We start from the raw sequence: 15,520 nt of genomic DNA on the forward strand, positions 1-15,520 counted from the left end.
GCGAACCCTATTGCGGGTTCGCCTCAGAGGACATTCCGTCCAGCCATGCCAGCAGGTTCTGTGTCACGCCAGAAAGCCAGACACGCAAGGCGTCGATCTGGCCGACATAGGCATTCACGGCGTCGCTCAGGCCCGGCACGGCGTCCTTGATCTGCGGTGCCATCACATAAATCCCGATCAGGACGACCATCAGCAGCAGCATGGAGAAGAAGCCGCGTGCAAAGCCCGATCCGCCGTCTTTCAGCGTGCCTTGCGGGGTTTCCAGCGCGTGGGCGTCGGACCCCGCGCGCAGGGTAGAGTTGATCTCTTCAATATCCGGCAGCGCGGCGTTGCGCGTTCCGGCAGCGCCAACACCGGCAGCCGTGGTTCCGGCGGCGATTTCCACACCGGCATCCTGATTGCGAATCCGCGCCATGCGTTCACGCGCGATGCGTGCCCGCCTGCTGGCGGCATCATCATGCTGGGCAGCTTCAAGCCCCAGTTCCTGCTGGCTTTCCAGACCTTCGGCAGAGCGGACGCGCGCTTCGCGTTCGGCTTCTTCGCGCAGCAGATCCGCGACACCCGGATCAAGACTGCGGCGGGGCGGTTGCGGCGGCGCGGCCTTGTCGACCTCTTCGGCCTCATCCTCGAACTCATCGGCCCATGTGTCCGGGCTTAGCGTTGCCGGGTCTACGGCCTCTGGCGTACCAGCCGCGTCACCTGATGGGGCGTCCGTCTCCACCTCGGCGTCAGCCGGTTTCGGCGCGGGCTGCGCTTCGTCAGACAGGACCGGGTCATCCGATGAATCGGCCTGAAACCATGTGTGTCCGCAGTCCGAGCATTGCACATCGCGCCCGCTCTCCGGGATCACCTCGGCCGGTACTTCGTATTGCGCGCCGCAATTTGGGCATATAAGCCGCATCGTCCCCCCAGTCTTGCCTGCTCGTTCCTTTACGGACCCTTGAACTTGCATCATAAGGCCGCCAATGCCCTTGGAAAAGGCCGAATTGGCCGCGAGACGCATTGAAACCGTTTCGATGCTCGGGCACAACAAGGCGTTTCGGGGCGAGCCGTGAAAGAGAGTATATTTTGATCGAGCTGGAGAACGTGGCCTACAGCTATGGTGGGGGCGAGTTGTTTTCGGATATCTCGCTGAAGCTGTCGCATGGATCGTTCCATTTCCTGACGGGGCCGTCGGGCGCGGGCAAGACCACCTTTCTGAAACTGTGCTACGGCGCACTGGTCCCGACCGCGGGGCGTGTCGGCCTGTTCGGTGCTGATCTGCATGACATGAGCCGCGATGACGTCGCCCATTGTCGCCGCCGTATCGGCGTTGTCCATCAGGATTGCCAGTTTCTGGATCATTTGCCTGTGGCGGAAAACGTTGCCCTGCCACTGACCGTGTCCGGGCAGGACAAGCCGACCGAACTGGTCAACCTCAAGGAATTGATGTCCTGGGTCGGTATCACCTCGCGTGCGGGTGCCTTGCCGCCGGAACTGTCGGGCGGCGAGCGTCAGCGCGTGGCGCTGGCGCGGGCGCTGATCATGTCGCCGGATGTGATTCTGGCGGACGAGCCCACGGGCAATGTCGATTGGGAAATGTCCCAGCGGTTGATGCGTCTGCTGATAGAGCTGAATCGCATGGGCAAGACGGTGGTGATCGCCACCCATGACCTTGGCCTGATCCGCGCCACAAAAGCGCATGTCCAAAGCCGGGTTCTGCGGATCAGCGACCGGCGGATGCATTTGGCGGGGGCGGATCTGTGAAGCAATATCTTTCCGTGCTGAAGCGGGTTTTCACCCGCGACGCCGCCGCCGACCGGGTGGTTCCGCCCACCGGGATCACCGCAAGGCTGACACTGTTCTCCGCCGGGGCGATGGCGTTTCTCGCGGTGTTTGCGCTGGCACTGTCACTGGCCGCTGGCCGGTTGGCGGATCGGTGGGGCGAAGACCTTGCGCGCTCGTCCACCATCCGCATTTCCGCCCCGGCAGATCAATTGCCCGCCCAGACCGCCGCCGCGTTGCGCGTGCTGGAGGAAACGCCGGGCATTGCCAGTGTCCGCGCGCTTGATGCCGAGGAACAGCGCGCCCTGCTGGAGCCTTGGTTCGGCCCCGATCTGCCGGTCGAGACGCTGCCCATCCCGCAACTGATCGAGGTGGTAGAGGCCGATGTCGGCCTTGATGCCGAAGGATTGCGCCTGCGCCTGTCGGCAGAGGTGCCCGGTGCCGTGCTGGACGATCACACAAGGTGGCGGCGTCCGATGATCGCGGCGGCGTCGCGGCTGCGGTTGATGGGCTGGGTCTGCATTCTTCTGCTGGTCGGCGCCGTGGCGGCGATGATCACGCTGGCCGCGAATGCGGCGCTGGCGGCGAATGCGCGCGTGATTTCGGTTCTGCGGCTGGTCGGCGCGACGGATGACTATATCGCTGATGCCTTCGTGCGGCGCTTTACCCTGCGCGCCTTATTGGGCGCGGGCCTTGGCACGCTAGCAGGTCTGCTGGCGATTATGGCACTGCCGGGTGTGGGAGAGACCGGTGGCATCCTGACCGGGCTGGGCTTTCAGGGCTGGCATTGGATCCTGCCGCTTCTTGTGCCGCCGCTTGCCGCCGCTGTGGCGTTTCTGGCCACTCAGATCGCCGCCCGCCGCGTCCTGACGGAGCTTGCCTGACATGTCCTACGCAATCCAATGGCTGCGCTCCTTGTTTTTCGTGGTGCAGATGTATCTGATGATGGCGGTGCTGGCGGTGTTCTTCACCCCTTGGGCCATTTTCGACCGCAGCGGGGCCTATGCGGGTGTACGGACCTATTGCCGCTGGGTGCGCTGGACAGCTGGCTGGATGTGCGGCTTGCGCAGCGAAGTGCGCGGCATCGTGCCTACAGACGAGGTGCTGGTCGCCTCGAAACATCAAAGCTTCTTCGACATCATCATCATCGTCAGCGTGCTACCGAAGCCCAAGTTCATCATGAAAGCGTCGTTGCGCCGCGCACCGATCCTTGGCTGGTATGCCAAGCGCATCGGCTGCATCGCCGTTGATCGTGGCAAGCGTGCCGAGGCGATGCGCCAGATGATCCGCGACGTGACCCGTGGCGACGCCCCCGCTGGCCAGCTTATCATCTATCCGCAAGGAACGCGTGTCGCGCCGGACGCCACCAAGCCCTATAAGATCGGCACCGCCGTCCTGTACCGCGAAACCGGGCAGGATTGCGTGCCCGCCGCAACCAATGTCGGCGTGTTCTGGCCGCGCACCGGTATTTACCGCAAACCAGGTCTGGCCGTGGTCGAGTTTCTGGAGCCGATACGCGCAGGATTGAACAATAGCAGCTTCATGGCGCAGCTTGAAGATGTGGTTGAAAGCCGATCGATCGCGCTGATGGCGGAGGCTGGGTTTGACGCGCGTCCTGTTGAAAAAAGAGCCGACTGAGACGCTCTAAGCCAGGTTGGGGGCTGCATCGTTGCGCAAGCGCGCGCCGATTGAGGATACTCGTGCCGCGTTTGGGGCACGGGGTTGCGTGACCGGCAATGCCTCTGAAATTTGCCGGGACGCAGGAAATGACGCCCCGGCGAAAGATCACATATGGATCGCACCGTCACCGCAGGCGAGCGCGGCCTCGCGCACGGCTTCGGAGAAGGTCGGGTGGGCGTGACAGGTCATCGCCAGATCCTCGGCGCTGGCACCGAACTCCATCGCGACGCAGACCTCATGGATCAGATCGCCGGCCGCCGGGCCGATGATATGCGCGCCAAGGATACGGTCCGTTTCCTTGTCGGCGATCAGCTTGACGAAACCGTCAGCCGCGAACATCGCCTTCGCCCGACCATTGCCCATGAAAGAGAATTTTCCGACCTTGTAGGCACGGCCGCTTTCCTTGACCTGTTCTTCGGTCTGGCCAACGGTGGCGACCTCGGGGTGGGTGTAGACCACGCCGGGGATCACACCATAGTTCACATGGCCATGCTTGCCCGCGATGGTTTCCGCAGCCGCCATGCCCTCATCCTCGGCCTTATGCGCCAGCATCGGGCCTGCGATGGCATCGCCGATGGCGTAGATGCCCTTGACGTTGGTCTGCCAGTGATCGTCGGTCTTGATCTGACCACGATCCGTCATTTCGACGCCGAGAGCGTCCAGTCCAAGGCCGTCCGTGTAAGGCTTGCGTCCGGTTGCCACGAGGACGACATCGGCGTCCAGAACCTCTTCGCTGTCGTCTTTCTTCAGCTTGTAGGTGACCTTGGCCTTGGTCTTGGTCGTCTCGACGCCCTGCACGGCGGCACCAAGGATGAAATTCAGCCCCTGCTTGGCAAGGATCTTCTGGAATTGCTTCTGCACCTCGCGGTCCATGCCGGGGGTGATCGCATCCAGATATTCGACAACCGTCACCTCGGTGCCGAGACGCGCATAGACCGAGCCCATCTCCAGCCCGATGACACCCGCGCCGATCACGACCATCTTCTTGGGGATTTTTGCCAGTTCGAGCGCGCCGGTGGAGGTCACGACGATTTTTTCGTCCACCTCGACACCCGGCAGGCTGCTGGCCTCGGAGCCGGTGGCGATGATGATGTTCTTGGCGTCATGGACCTCATCGCCGACCTTGACCTTGCCCGCCTCGGGGATGGAGCCCCACCCCTTCAGCCAGTCGACCTTGTTCTTCTTGAACAGGAATTCGATGCCTTTGGTATTCTGGCCGATCACTTCGTCCTTGTAGGAAATCATCTGCTTCCAGTCGACGGAGGGGGATTTTCCCTTCAGGCCCATCTTGGCAAAATTATGCTCTGCCTCATGCAACTGATGTGTGGCGTGCAAGAGCGCCTTGGACGGGATGCAGCCGACGTTCAGGCAGGTGCCGCCCAGGGTTTCACGCCCTTCGACGCAGGCGGTTTTCAGGCCCAGCTGTGCCGCGCGGATCGCCGCGACATAGCCACCGGGACCGGAGCCGATGATGATGACATCATAATTCGCCATGGGAATTTCCTTTCTTATGAGGGGGGAAGGGGGCGCTGCCCCCCATCGCCTTGCGGCGCCTCCCCCCGGAGTATTTTCGCCAAGAAGAAGGGTGGGGCCGGGTGTTGTGTTCGGCGGGGTGGCGGTATTGTTTCATAGCAGGGTCAATACAAGCATGAGGGTTGTGGCCACAAAACCGATGAACCAGATCAGCGAACGCCAAGGGGACCACCCGAACAGATAGGCGGGGATATAGAGAAGGCGGGCGCAGAGGTAGGTCAGCGCGCAGAGGGCGGTGAGCTTGCCACCCTTGTCGGCATAGGTGACGACCAGGCAGGCGATGGAGAAGAGGATCAGCCCTTCGAAATGGTTGTTCATCGCCCGCTGCGCGCGGCCCGCGAAGCCGGTGAGTTGGCGTGGCTCGTCGCGCGGCGAGGCCGCGTATTTGCGGCCGACCTGCTTTTGGGCGCTGATCGAGTAGATCAGGAAGTGCACGACCTGAAGCAGGGCGGCGAGGGTGAGGGCGGTGAGTTCTGGGGTCATCCCGATGCCTTTCTAGCGGCCCCATGGGGCGCTTTGAATTAACGACCTGCGTTGCGGCGTGGCGCTTACGGAAGTTCGATGCCTCTTGATCCTTGCTGGAGCCGCACGGAGCCCTGCGAACCGGAGTGGGGCGGGATTTAATCCCGCCCCACCGATTACAAATCCATCAACAACCGCCGCGGATCCTCCAGCGCTTCCTTGACGCGCACAAGGAAGGTCACGGCGCCTTTGCCGTCAACGATGCGGTGATCGTAGCTGAGCGCCAGATACATCATCGGGCGGATCTTGATCTCGCCATTGACGACCATCGGGCGGTCCTGGATCTTGTGCATGCCGAGGATACCCGATTGCGGCGGGTTCAGGATCGGCGAGGACATGAGCGAGCCGTAGACACCGCCGTTGGAGATTGTGAACGTGCCGCCCTGCATCTCTGCCATGGACAGCTTGCCGTCACGGGCGCGCTTGCCCTTTTCGCCGATGGCCTTCTCGATCTCGGCAAAGGACATCTGGTCGGCATCCCGGATCACCGGGACCACCAGACCCTGCGGGGTGCCGGCCGCAATGCCCATATGCACGAAGTTCTTGTAGACGATGTCGGTGCCATCAATCTCTGCGTTGACTTCGGGAACCTCTTTTAGCGCGTGACAGCAGGCCTTGGTGAAGAAAGACATGAAGCCCAACTTGACGCCGTGCTTTTTCTCGAACAACTCCTTGTATTCCTTCCGCAACGCCATGGTTTCGGTCATGTCCACCTCGTTATAGGTGGTCAGGATGGCGGCGGCGTTCTGCGCGTCCTTGAGGCGGCGGGCAATGGTCTGGCGCAGGCGCGTCATCTTCACGCGTTCTTCGCGCGACGCATCGTCGGCGGAAACGGGGGCACGCGGGGCGGGCGCGGTCGCCGCAGGCGCCGGGGCCGATGCCGCAGCAGCCACAGCCTTTGCCACGTCCTCCTTCATCACCCGGCCGTCCCGGCCAGAGCCGCTGACCTGGTCGCGGCCGATGCCCGCTTCGGCCATGGCCTTCTTGGCAGAGGGCGCGTCCTCGACATCCTTGCCACCTTTGCTGGCAGCTTCCTCTTTTGCGGGGGCTTCTTCAGAGGATGCCGCCGCGCCTGCGCTGTCGCCGATCACGGCCAGCTTGGCAGAGGCATCGACGGTGGTGCCTTCTGGTGCCACGATTTCCGACAACACACCGGCGGCTGGAGAAGGCACCTCGACGGAGACCTTGTCTGTTTCCAACTCGCAGAGCATTTCGTCCTGCGCGACACTGTCTCCGACCTTCTTGAACCAGGTCGAAACCGTCGCCTCGGACACAGACTCGCCCAGCGTGGGAACCATGACGTCAACAGACTTGCCGCCGCTTTTGGGGGCCTCGGCGGCCTTTTCCGCTTTTTCGGAAGGGCGTTCCTCAGGGGTCTCGGGGCCAGCTTCACCAGCCTCGGCGATATTGGCCAATAGCGCGTCAACGCCAACGGTCTCGCCCTCTTGTGCGACAATATCGGCCAGCTTGCCAGCAACGGGCGAGGGCACTTCGACGGTCACCTTGTCGGTTTCCAGCTCGCACAGCATTTCATCAACGGTCACTGTGTCGCCGGGTTTCTTGAACCAGGTTGCGACGGTGGCCTCTGTCACGGATTCGCCCAAGGTAGGGACGCGTACTTCGGTCGTCATCGGTTATTTCCCTTCAATGGTCAGCGCCTGATCGACGAGCGCTTCTTGTTGTGCTTTGTGCTGGCTTGCCAGACCTGTCGCGGGCGAGGCCGTGGCCGAACGGCCTGCATAGACCGGGCGCAGATGCTTGGCCTTGATCCGGCCCAGCACCCATTCGATATTGGGTTCGATGAAGTTCCAGCCGCCCTGGTTCTTGGGCTCTTCCTGGCACCAGACCATCTCGGCCCCCTTGAAGCGTTCAAGCTCCTTCACAAGGCTGATCGCCGGGAAGGGATAGAACTGTTCGATCCGCAACAAGTAGATGTCGTCGATGCCGCGGGCGTCGCGCTCTTCCAGAAGGTCGAAGTACACCTTGCCGGAACACATCACCACGCGCTTGATCTTGTCGTCGGCCACCAGTTGGGTGTCCGAATTGCCCTTCTCGGCATCGTCCCACAGCACCCGGTGAAAGCTCGACCCGGTGATGAAATCTTCTCTGGTCGAGACTGCCAACTTGTGGCGCAGCAGCGATTTGGGCGTCATCAGGATCAGCGGCTTGCGGAAACTGCGATGCAACTGGCGGCGCAGGATGTGGAAATAGTTGGCCGGTGTCGTGCAGTTGGCCACGATCCAGTTGTCCTGTCCGCACATCGTCAGAAACCGTTCCAGCCGGGCGGAAGAGTGTTCCGGCCCCTGACCTTCATAGCCATGCGGCAACAGGCAAACGAGGCCCGACATGCGCAGCCATTTGGATTCGCCTGAACTGATGAACTGGTCGAACATGATCTGCGCGCCATTGGCAAAATCGCCGAACTGTGCCTCCCACAGGGTCAGCGCGTTGGGTTCGGACAATGAATAACCGTATTCGAAACCCAGCACCGCATATTCCGACAACATCGAATCGATGGCGTCGAAATGTGCCTGCCCTTCGCGGACATGGTTCAGCGGATAGTAACGCTCTTCGGTTTCCTGGTTCACCAGCCCGGAATGGCGCTGGCTGAACGTGCCGCGCGTGCTGTCCTGACCCGACAGGCGCACCGGGTAGCCCTCGGTCAGCAACGAGCCAAAGGCCAGCGCCTCGCCGGTTGCCCAGTCGAACCCTTTGCCGGTCTTGAACATCTCGGCCTTGGAGTCCAGCAAGCGTCCCACGGTCTTGTGCAGCGGAAACCCCTCGGGCGCGGAGGTCAGAGCCTTGCCGACGTCGTCAAAGGTCTCTTCCTTGATCGCCGTTTTCCCGCGCTGGTATTTGCCCTCTTTATGCTTGTCGAGATGCGACCAGCGACCGTCCAGCCAGTCGGCCTTGTTGGGTCGGTATTCCTTGCCTGCCTCGAACTCTTCGTTCAGCTTGGCCTGGAAGGCGGCCTTCATATCCTCGATTTCGCCCTCGGGGATCAGTCCATCCTTGACCAGCCGTTCCGTATACAGGCTGAGCGTGGTCTTGTGGCCTTTGATCTTCTTGTACATCAAGGGGTTGGTAAACATCGGCTCGTCGCCTTCGTTATGTCCGAAGCGGCGATAACAGATGATGTCAAGCACCACATCCTTGTGGAATTTCTGGCGGAACTCCGTGGCCACCTTGGCGGCGTGAACCACGGCCTCCGGGTCGTCGCCGTTGACGTGGAAGATCGGTGCCTCGACCACCAGCGCGTTGTCGGTGGGGTAGGGGCTGGAGCGGCTGAAATGCGGCGCGGTGGTGAAGCCGATCTGGTTGTTCACCACGATATGCATCGTGCCGCCGGTGCGGTGTCCGCGCAGGCCTGACAGAGCGAAACATTCCGCCACCACGCCTTGCCCGGCAAAGGCCGCATCGCCGTGCAGCAACACCGGCAGAACCGTTTTGCGGTCAGTGTCTTTCAACTGATCCTGCTTGGCGCGGGCCTTGCCCAGAACGACCGGGTTCACCGCCTCCAGATGGCTGGGGTTGGCGGTCAGCGACAGGTGTACATTGTTGCCGTCAAATTCGCGGTCGGAACTGGCGCCGAGGTGATATTTCACGTCGCCCGACCCGTCGACATCCTCGGGCTTGAAGCTGCCGCCCTGGAATTCGTTGAAGATTGCACGGTAGGGCTTGCCCATCACGTTCGCCAGAACCGACAGACGCCCGCGGTGAGGCATCCCGATAACGATGTCCTGTACCCCAAGCGCACCGCCGCGCTTGATGATCTGCTCCATCGCCGGGATCAGAGACTCGCCGCCGTCCAGACCGAAGCGCTTGGTTCCCATGTATTTGACATGCAGGAATTTCTCAAACCCCTCGGCCTCGACCATCTTGTTCAGGATCGCCCTGCGGCCTTCACGCGTGAACTCGGTCTCCTTGCCGAAGCCCTCGATGCGTTCCTTCAGCCAGGCGGATTGTTCGGGATCGGAAATATGCATGTATTGCAGCGCGAAAGTGCCGCAATAGGTGCGTTTCACGATCTCCAGAATCTGCCGGAGCGACGCGATCTGAAGTCCCAGCACGTTGTCGATAAAGATCGGGCGGTCCATGTCCGCCTCGGTGAAGCCATAGGTCTTTGCATCAAGCTCGGGATGCGGGGTCTCGTCCCGGATGTCCAGAGGATCAAGGTCGGCGGCCAGATGTCCGCGAATCCGATAGGCGCGAATGATCATCAGTGCGCGAATGCTGTCGAGCACAGCGCGCTTGATCGCATCATCCGAAACCGCAACGCCGGTCTCTTCGGCCTTGGCTTTGATCTTGTCGCCCGCGCCTTTCAGCTCGGTCGTTTCGGGCCATTCGCCGGTCAGTGCCGATGTCAGGTCGTCGCCAGGTAGTGGCGGCCAGTCAGCACGCGCCCAGGACGGACCGGCCGCATCGGCCTTGATGCTCAGGTCATCGTCCCCCAACTGTCGGAAGAACGCCTGCCATGCCTCGTCGACCGCGGAGGGATCGTTGGCATAGCGGGCATACATCTGTTCGAGGTATTCCGCATTGTGTCCCTGCATGAAGCTGGAAGCGTGGAAAAGGTCGTTCGGGCTTTGGTCGGTCACTGGAGGTCCTCCAACCTTGTTATTGAAAGCAGCCAGAAAGAGGATCGCCTGCGATCCGCTGTCTAGCGGCTTTGGCTTTTGGCGGTCACGCGCCCCGGGCTTGACCCGGGGCCTCGTGGTTGTCTTGGTGCCCATGAAGGGCGAGGTCCCGGGTCAAGCCCGGGACCGGTATCCCTACCCCTTGCTGATCGCTTCCAGCACGGCTTCGCCCAGCGTGGCGGGGCTGTCGGCGACGACGATACCAGCGGCTTTCATCGCTTCGATCTTGTCCTCGGCACCACCCTTGCCACCGGCGACAATAGCACCTGCGTGGCCCATGCGGCGGCCCGGAGGTGCTGTGCGGCCGGCAATGAAGCCAGCGGTTGGCTTCCAGCGGCCTTTCTTGCGTTCATCGGCGAGGAACTGCGCGGCATCCTCTTCGGCCGACCCGCCGATTTCACCGATCATGATGATCGACTGGGTTTCGTCATCCGCCAGGAACATTTCCAGCACGTCGATATGCTCTGTCCCCTTAATGGGGTCGCCGCCGATACCCACGGCGGTGGACTGGCCCAGACCCGCATCGGCGGTCTGTTTGACGGCCTCATAGGTCAGCGTGCCAGAGCGTGACACAACCCCGACGCTGCCGCGTTTGTGGATGTGGCCCGGCATGATGCCGATCTTGCAGGCATCGGGTGTGATGACACCGGGGCAGTTCGGCCCGATCAAGCGGCTTTTGGACCCTTCCAGCGCGCGTTTGACACGCATCATGTCCAGTACCGGGATGCCTTCGGTGATGCAGACGATCAGCTCCATCTCGGCGTCGATCGCCTCGAGGATCGAGTCCGCAGCGAAGGGCGGCGGCACATAGATGACGGACGCGTTCGCCTCTGTCACCTGCCTGGCCTCATGGACCGAGTTGAACACCGGCAGGTCCAGATGCGTCTGCCCCCCTTTGCCGGGGGTCACGCCGCCGACCATCTTGGTGCCATAGGCAATTGCCTGTTCAGTGTGGAATGTGCCCTGCGAGCCGGTGAGGCCCTGACAGATTACCTTGGTATTTTCGTCTACGAGGACTGCCATGTTTTTGGCTCCTATCCTTGAAATTCTGCATTGGCGGTATGCCAACAAGTGAAGCAAAAGGCGGCTAGTGTAGCGGCACGCAAAACCCATACCTGAATTTCAAGCGCATAAGGGTGCTGCTGAATTTTCTCCTGGCTACCCCAGCCAAAACGGTCAGCAATTTCACGTCGCCATTGCAACAAGCTGCTTTCATGGCTTGTTCTTTTCTTGGTTTCGGCTCCAAGCAGGAGCAAAACCAAGAAGATGAACAGCGCGAAACCTACAGCCGCGAGTGCGACGTAATTGACCATCTTATCCCTTCACCGCCTTCACGATCTTCTCGGCACCGTCGCTCAGGTTATCAGCGGCGATGACGTTCAGGCCGGAGCTGTTGATGATTTCCTTGCCCTTTTCGACATTGGTGCCTTCAAGGCGCACAACCAGCGGCACCTGAAGGCCCACTTCTTTCACGGCTGCCACGACGCCCTCTGCGATGACGTCGCAGCGCATGATGCCGCCGAAGATGTTCACCAGAATGCCTTTGACCTGCGGGTCAGAGGTGATGATCTTGAACGCCTCGGTCACCTTTTCCTTCGTGGCACCGCCACCAACGTCCAGGAAGTTGGCAGGCTCGGCACCGTACAGCTTGATGATGTCCATCGTCGCCATCGCCAGACCTGCACCGTTGACCATGCAGCCGATCTCGCCATCCAGCGCGATATAGTTGAGATCATATTTCGAGGCTTCGAGTTCCTTGGAATCTTCCTCGGTCGTGTCGCGCAGTTCGGCAATATCGGCGTGGCGGTAAACCGCGTTGCCGTCAAAGCTGACCTTGGCGTCCAGAACCTTCAGATCGCCGCTATCGGTGACGATCAGCGGGTTGATCTCCAGCATCTCCATGTCTTTTTCGATGAACGCCTTGTACAGCAGCCCCATCAGGCCGACACATTGCTTGACCTGCTTGCCGGACAGACCCAGCGCAAATGCGATGCGGCGTCCGTGAAACGCCTGATAGCCGGCGGCCGGATCAACGCTGAAGGACAGGATCTTTTCGGGGGTCGAGGCTGCGACCTCTTCGATGTCCATGCCGCCCTCGGTCGAGCAGACAAAGGACACGCGGCTGGTCTGGCGATCCACCAGAAGCGCCAGGTAAAGTTCCGTCTCGATGCCGGAACCGTCTTCGATATAGATGCGGTTGACCTGCTTGCCCGCCGGGCCGGTCTGATGCGTGACCAGCGTGCGGCCCAGCATACGCTTGGCCTCGTCGGCGGCCTCTTCGACCGACTTGGTCAGGCGGACACCGCCCTTTTCACCGGCGTCAGCCTCTTTGAAAGAGCCCTTGCCGCGGCCGCCCGCGTGGATCTGCGCCTTGACCACCCAAAGTGGGCCGTCCATTTCGCCGGCCGCCGATTTCGCTTCCTCGGCGCGCAGTACAACGCGGCCGTCCGAAACCGGAGCCCCGTAGCTGCGCAAAAGCGCCTTCGCCTGATATTCGTGGATGTTCATTGATAAACTGTCCCGTCTTGCTGCGATTACCCTGTTAGTGGCACAAGCTTTCACAGCTATTAAGTGCTTTTTGCTGGAAAGTGAGCATTTGCTACTGATTTGACGCGTTTGTGATCACAGTCTCGAATGGTGTGATCACAAAGCGTCGATCAAGGCTAATATGGTAGCGAGAACACCAGATCAGAATCATCCGCATGGCCTCCGTCATTTGTTGAATGCCGCTTCCCGTCAGGATTTGATGCGATCTCAGCGTGGCGCAGCAACTGTGCGGTGTCAAATGCTGCAACACGCGGATCAAAACGTTGGCCGACAGCATTTATTTGCGGCAGCGGAACAACGCCATGATCGCAAATCAACCGGCACCATACGACGTCCGGCGATAGGCATTCGCAGCCTGCGATGCCGGTTCTGATGATCTGTCTGTTGCTGTTTGCGTGCCAAAACGCATTGCTCTGCCAAACCTTTGTCAACGTCACAGAGTCGCATGGAATCTCGTAGGGTTTTCAACCAGCCAAACGCTTTGACGACCCGCACGCGATGCGGCCCGCAGCATGGCGGGATTTGTTGGTTCTCATGTCAGGATATGGGGATTCTGGCGCGGCATATCGCAGCCAAATGGTGCGAACCTGCCAGAAACTGAACCGTCGGCGAAGCATGTTCGCCGACGGTCTATTCAAATCGGCTCAGGCGAGCGAGGGGTCGATTTCCTTGCAGGCTTTGACAAGCCCCTTCACCGCGTTGACGGAGTTGTCGAACATTGCCTGTTCGTCCTTCGTCAGCTTGATGTCGATGATTTTCTCGATCCCGTCCGCACCAATCACGGTTGGCACGCCGACGTAGAACCCGTTCAGGCCAAATTCGCCGTCACAATAGGCCGCACAGGGCAGGACGCGCTTCTGGTCTTTCAGATAGGCTTCGGCCATTTCGATGGCGCTGGTGGCCGGCGCGTAGAAGGCCGAACCGGTCTTCAGCAGGCCGACGATCTCGGCACCGCCATCGCGGGTGCGCTGGATGATCGCGTCCAGCTTTTCCTGCGTGGTCCAGCCCATGCTGACCAGATCGGGCAGCGGAATGCCTGCAACGGTGGAATAGCGCGCAAGCGGCACCATCGTATCGCCGTGGCCACCCAGCACAAAGGCCGACACGTCGCGCATCGACACACCGAATTCGAGGCTGAGGAAATGGCGGAAGCGTGCCGAATCCAGAACGCCAGCCATGCCGACGACCTTGTTATGCGGCATGCCCGAAAATTCGCGCAGCGCCCAGACCATCGCATCCAGCGGATTGGTGATGCAGATCACGAACGCGTCGGGTGCATTGGCGGCGATGCCTTCACCGACGGATTTCATCACTTTGAGGTTGATGCCCAGCAGGTCGTCGCGGCTCATGCCGGGTTTGCGCGCGACACCGGCGGTGACGATGCAGACGTCTGCGCCGGCGATGTCCTCGTAGGACTGCGTGCCCGACATTGCCGCGTCAAAACCCTCGGAAGGGCCGGATTCGGCGATGTCGAGCGCTTTGCCCTCGGGCGTGCCTTCGGCGATGTCGAACATAACGACGTCGCCCAGTTCCTTGAGTGCAGCGAGGTGAGCAAGCGTGCCACCGATCTGTCCCGCGCCGATCAGCGCGATCTTGGGTCTGGCCATGGAAGGTCTCTCCGGTCCGTTGAAATTCTGCCGCTTGGCCTAGAACTTTCGGACCGGGCTGGCAAGAGTGCGGCAATGGCGCATGATTTAGCTGAAATGCCGTGTTCGCGTGAATGACGCCAATTAAGCCAATCACAATTGAGAGTTATGCCCACAAGACGGACGGCATTCAGCCCATGATTAATCTGCTGGCTGCCTTGTTTCGACCGATACGAACCGCTCAAACATGCCTCCAAACTGCTGAGTTATGCCTTATCGATGCGTACACGATGCTGCGTAACCCCGATTTTTCTGCGACGCGGCGAAAATAGCCTTGCACTTATCGGCAAAAAATGCCCCATTCTGCGCAACATTCTTTCGCCAGGAGACTCAGATGGACATGCGTGCCCGCCCCTACCGTTCGGTACTCTATATCCCCGGTTCAAAGGGCCGGGCGCTGGACAAGGCTCGCAGCTTACCGGTCGACGCGATCATCATGGATCTCGAAGACGCCGTATCCGTCGATGAGAAACCCAATGCCCGGGCCACTCTGGCGGCAGCGCTTGCCGAAGGCGGTTATGGCGCTCGCATGCGGATCGTCCGGATCAACGGTCTGGACACAGAATGGGGCGAGGACGATGCGCGCGCCGCCAATGAGATGGAGTGCGACGCGGTTCTGCTGCCCAAGGTCGAAACCACCGAACAGCTCGACGCGCTGGCCGCCCTGACTGACAAGCCGCTTTGGGCGATGATGGAAACGCCCAAAGGCATGCTGAACGCCGCTGCAATCGCCGCCCATCCGAAACTTGCGGGCATGGTGCTGGGCACCAATGATCTGGCGAAGGAACTACAAAGCCGCTTCCGTCCCGACCGTTTGCCGATGGCCACCTCGCTTGGCCTGTGCCTGCTGGCGGCCAAGGCTCATGGCGCGATCATCGTCGATGGCGTCTATAATGCCTTCAAGGACGAGGACGGGTTGCGCGCCGAATGCAAACAGGGCCGCGACATGGGCTTTGACGGCAAGACGCTGATTCATCCGGCACAGATAGACATCGCCAATGCCGCGTTTGCCCCGACGGACGCGGAAACAGACCTCGCCCGCCGCCAGATTGCCGCCTTTGAAGAGGCGCATGCCGAAGGGCAGGGGGTGGCCGTGGTGGATGGCCGGATCGTCGAGAACCTGCACATCGTCACCGCCCGCGAAATCCTTGCGAAAGCGGATGCAATCGGCGCGCTGAACGGCTAGCAATA

General features: G+C 61.0%; 14 protein-coding genes. 4 read left to right on the forward strand and 10 right to left on the reverse strand.

Translation table 11 applies throughout. The features are described from left to right. Positions 1-7: 7 nt before the first annotated feature. Entirely contained in the window at positions 8-901 is an 894-nt protein-coding gene (locus ACN0WV_RS05260) for a zinc-ribbon domain-containing protein (RefSeq protein WP_417604155.1), read from the reverse strand. 167 nt (positions 902-1,068) lie between these two features. On the opposite strand from ACN0WV_RS05260, the gene ACN0WV_RS05265 reads away from it, so the two are divergent. From ACN0WV_RS05265 to ACN0WV_RS05275, 3 genes are read left to right on the forward strand one after another with little or no spacing between them, the layout of a single operon-like run. Beyond that, the gene (locus ACN0WV_RS05265; protein ID WP_417604156.1) at positions 1,069-1,746 is read left to right on the forward strand and encodes a cell division ATP-binding protein FtsE; all 678 of its coding nucleotides are present in this window, start codon (positions 1,069-1,071) and stop codon (positions 1,744-1,746) included. Next, positions 1,743-2,648, forward strand: coding sequence for a cell division protein FtsX (locus ACN0WV_RS05270; RefSeq protein ID WP_417604157.1), 906 nt, complete (start codon positions 1,743-1,745; stop codon positions 2,646-2,648). Before ACN0WV_RS05265 ends, ACN0WV_RS05270 begins: the two co-directional genes overlap by 4 nt. A 1-nt stretch (position 2,649) precedes the next feature. Then, entirely contained in the window at positions 2,650-3,402 is a 753-nt protein-coding gene (locus ACN0WV_RS05275; RefSeq protein ID WP_417604158.1) for a lysophospholipid acyltransferase family protein, read from the forward strand. Between the two features lie 147 nt (positions 3,403-3,549). Here the strand turns inward: ACN0WV_RS05275 and lpdA are convergent, their stop codons facing one another. The 9 genes from lpdA to mdh all read right to left on the reverse strand — a co-directional run bounded on the left by lpdA (position 3,550) and on the right by mdh (position 14,290). After that, complete coding sequence (gene lpdA / locus ACN0WV_RS05280) at positions 3,550-4,938, reverse strand: dihydrolipoyl dehydrogenase (RefSeq protein WP_417604159.1); 1,389 nt, start codon at positions 4,936-4,938, stop codon at positions 3,550-3,552. 132 nt (positions 4,939-5,070) lie between these two features. After that, positions 5,071-5,460 carry an MAPEG family protein gene (locus ACN0WV_RS05285; protein ID WP_417604160.1) on the reverse strand — a complete coding sequence of 130 codons (390 nt, stop codon included), beginning with the start codon at positions 5,458-5,460 and terminating at the stop codon, positions 5,071-5,073. Between the two features lie 155 nt (positions 5,461-5,615). Then, positions 5,616-7,130, reverse strand: a complete 1,515-nt coding sequence (gene odhB, locus ACN0WV_RS05290) for a 2-oxoglutarate dehydrogenase complex dihydrolipoyllysine-residue succinyltransferase (RefSeq protein ID WP_417604161.1) — start codon at positions 7,128-7,130, stop codon at positions 5,616-5,618. A 3-nt stretch (positions 7,131-7,133) separates the two neighbouring features. Then, positions 7,134-10,097, reverse strand: a complete 2,964-nt coding sequence (locus ACN0WV_RS05295) for a 2-oxoglutarate dehydrogenase E1 component (RefSeq protein ID WP_417604162.1) — start codon at positions 10,095-10,097, stop codon at positions 7,134-7,136. 174 nt (positions 10,098-10,271) lie between these two features. Beyond that, complete coding sequence (gene sucD, locus ACN0WV_RS05300) at positions 10,272-11,159, reverse strand: succinate--CoA ligase subunit alpha (RefSeq protein ID WP_084351606.1); 888 nt, start codon at positions 11,157-11,159, stop codon at positions 10,272-10,274. 11 nt (positions 11,160-11,170) lie between these two features. Next, positions 11,171-11,449: a hypothetical protein gene (locus tag ACN0WV_RS05305; protein WP_417604163.1), complete on the reverse strand. Its 279-nt coding sequence runs from the start codon at positions 11,447-11,449 to the stop codon at positions 11,171-11,173. A 1-nt stretch (position 11,450) separates the two neighbouring features. After that, positions 11,451-12,644, reverse strand: coding sequence for an ADP-forming succinate--CoA ligase subunit beta (gene sucC, locus ACN0WV_RS05310; protein ID WP_417604164.1), 1,194 nt, complete (start codon positions 12,642-12,644; stop codon positions 11,451-11,453). Positions 12,645-12,799: 155 nt separating this feature from the next. Continuing rightward, positions 12,800-13,114, reverse strand: coding sequence for a hypothetical protein (locus tag ACN0WV_RS05315; protein WP_417604165.1), 315 nt, complete (start codon positions 13,112-13,114; stop codon positions 12,800-12,802). A gap of 213 nt (positions 13,115-13,327) precedes the next feature. Then, positions 13,328-14,290: a malate dehydrogenase gene (gene mdh, locus ACN0WV_RS05320; RefSeq protein ID WP_084351614.1), complete on the reverse strand. Its 963-nt coding sequence runs from the start codon at positions 14,288-14,290 to the stop codon at positions 13,328-13,330. 373 nt (positions 14,291-14,663) lie between these two features. Here mdh and ACN0WV_RS05325 point away from each other — a divergent pair, with 373 nt between their 5' ends. Then, positions 14,664-15,515, forward strand: a complete 852-nt coding sequence (locus ACN0WV_RS05325) for an HpcH/HpaI aldolase/citrate lyase family protein (protein WP_417604166.1) — start codon at positions 14,664-14,666, stop codon at positions 15,513-15,515. Positions 15,516-15,520: the final 5 nt, after the last annotated feature.

Origin of the sequence: Primorskyibacter flagellatus (genome assembly GCF_048268605.1) — a bacterium.
GTDB lineage: Bacteria > Pseudomonadota > Alphaproteobacteria > Rhodobacterales > Rhodobacteraceae > Primorskyibacter > Primorskyibacter flagellatus.

Bases quoted from the DNA above. Each gene is read 5' to 3' on its own strand.
- ACN0WV_RS05260 (WP_417604155.1), bottom strand. From the start codon at position 901: ATGCGGCTTATATGCCCAAATTGCGGCGCGCAATACGAAGTACCGGCC.
- ACN0WV_RS05275 (WP_417604158.1), top strand. From the start codon at position 2,650: ATGTCCTACGCAATCCAATGGCTGCGCTCCTTGTTTTTCGTGGTGCAG.
- lpdA (WP_417604159.1), bottom strand. From the start codon at position 4,938: ATGGCGAATTATGATGTCATCATCATCGGCTCCGGTCCCGGTGGCTAT.
- ACN0WV_RS05285 (WP_417604160.1), bottom strand. From the start codon at position 5,460: ATGACCCCAGAACTCACCGCCCTCACCCTCGCCGCCCTGCTTCAGGTC.
- odhB (WP_417604161.1), bottom strand. From the start codon at position 7,130: ATGACGACCGAAGTACGCGTCCCTACCTTGGGCGAATCCGTGACAGAG.
- sucD (WP_084351606.1), bottom strand. From the start codon at position 11,159: ATGGCAGTCCTCGTAGACGAAAATACCAAGGTAATCTGTCAGGGCCTC.
- ACN0WV_RS05305 (WP_417604163.1), bottom strand. From the start codon at position 11,449: ATGGTCAATTACGTCGCACTCGCGGCTGTAGGTTTCGCGCTGTTCATC.
- sucC (WP_417604164.1), bottom strand. From the start codon at position 12,644: ATGAACATCCACGAATATCAGGCGAAGGCGCTTTTGCGCAGCTACGGG.
- mdh (WP_084351614.1), bottom strand. From the start codon at position 14,290: ATGGCCAGACCCAAGATCGCGCTGATCGGCGCGGGACAGATCGGTGGC.
- ACN0WV_RS05325 (WP_417604166.1), top strand. From the start codon at position 14,664: ATGGACATGCGTGCCCGCCCCTACCGTTCGGTACTCTATATCCCCGGT.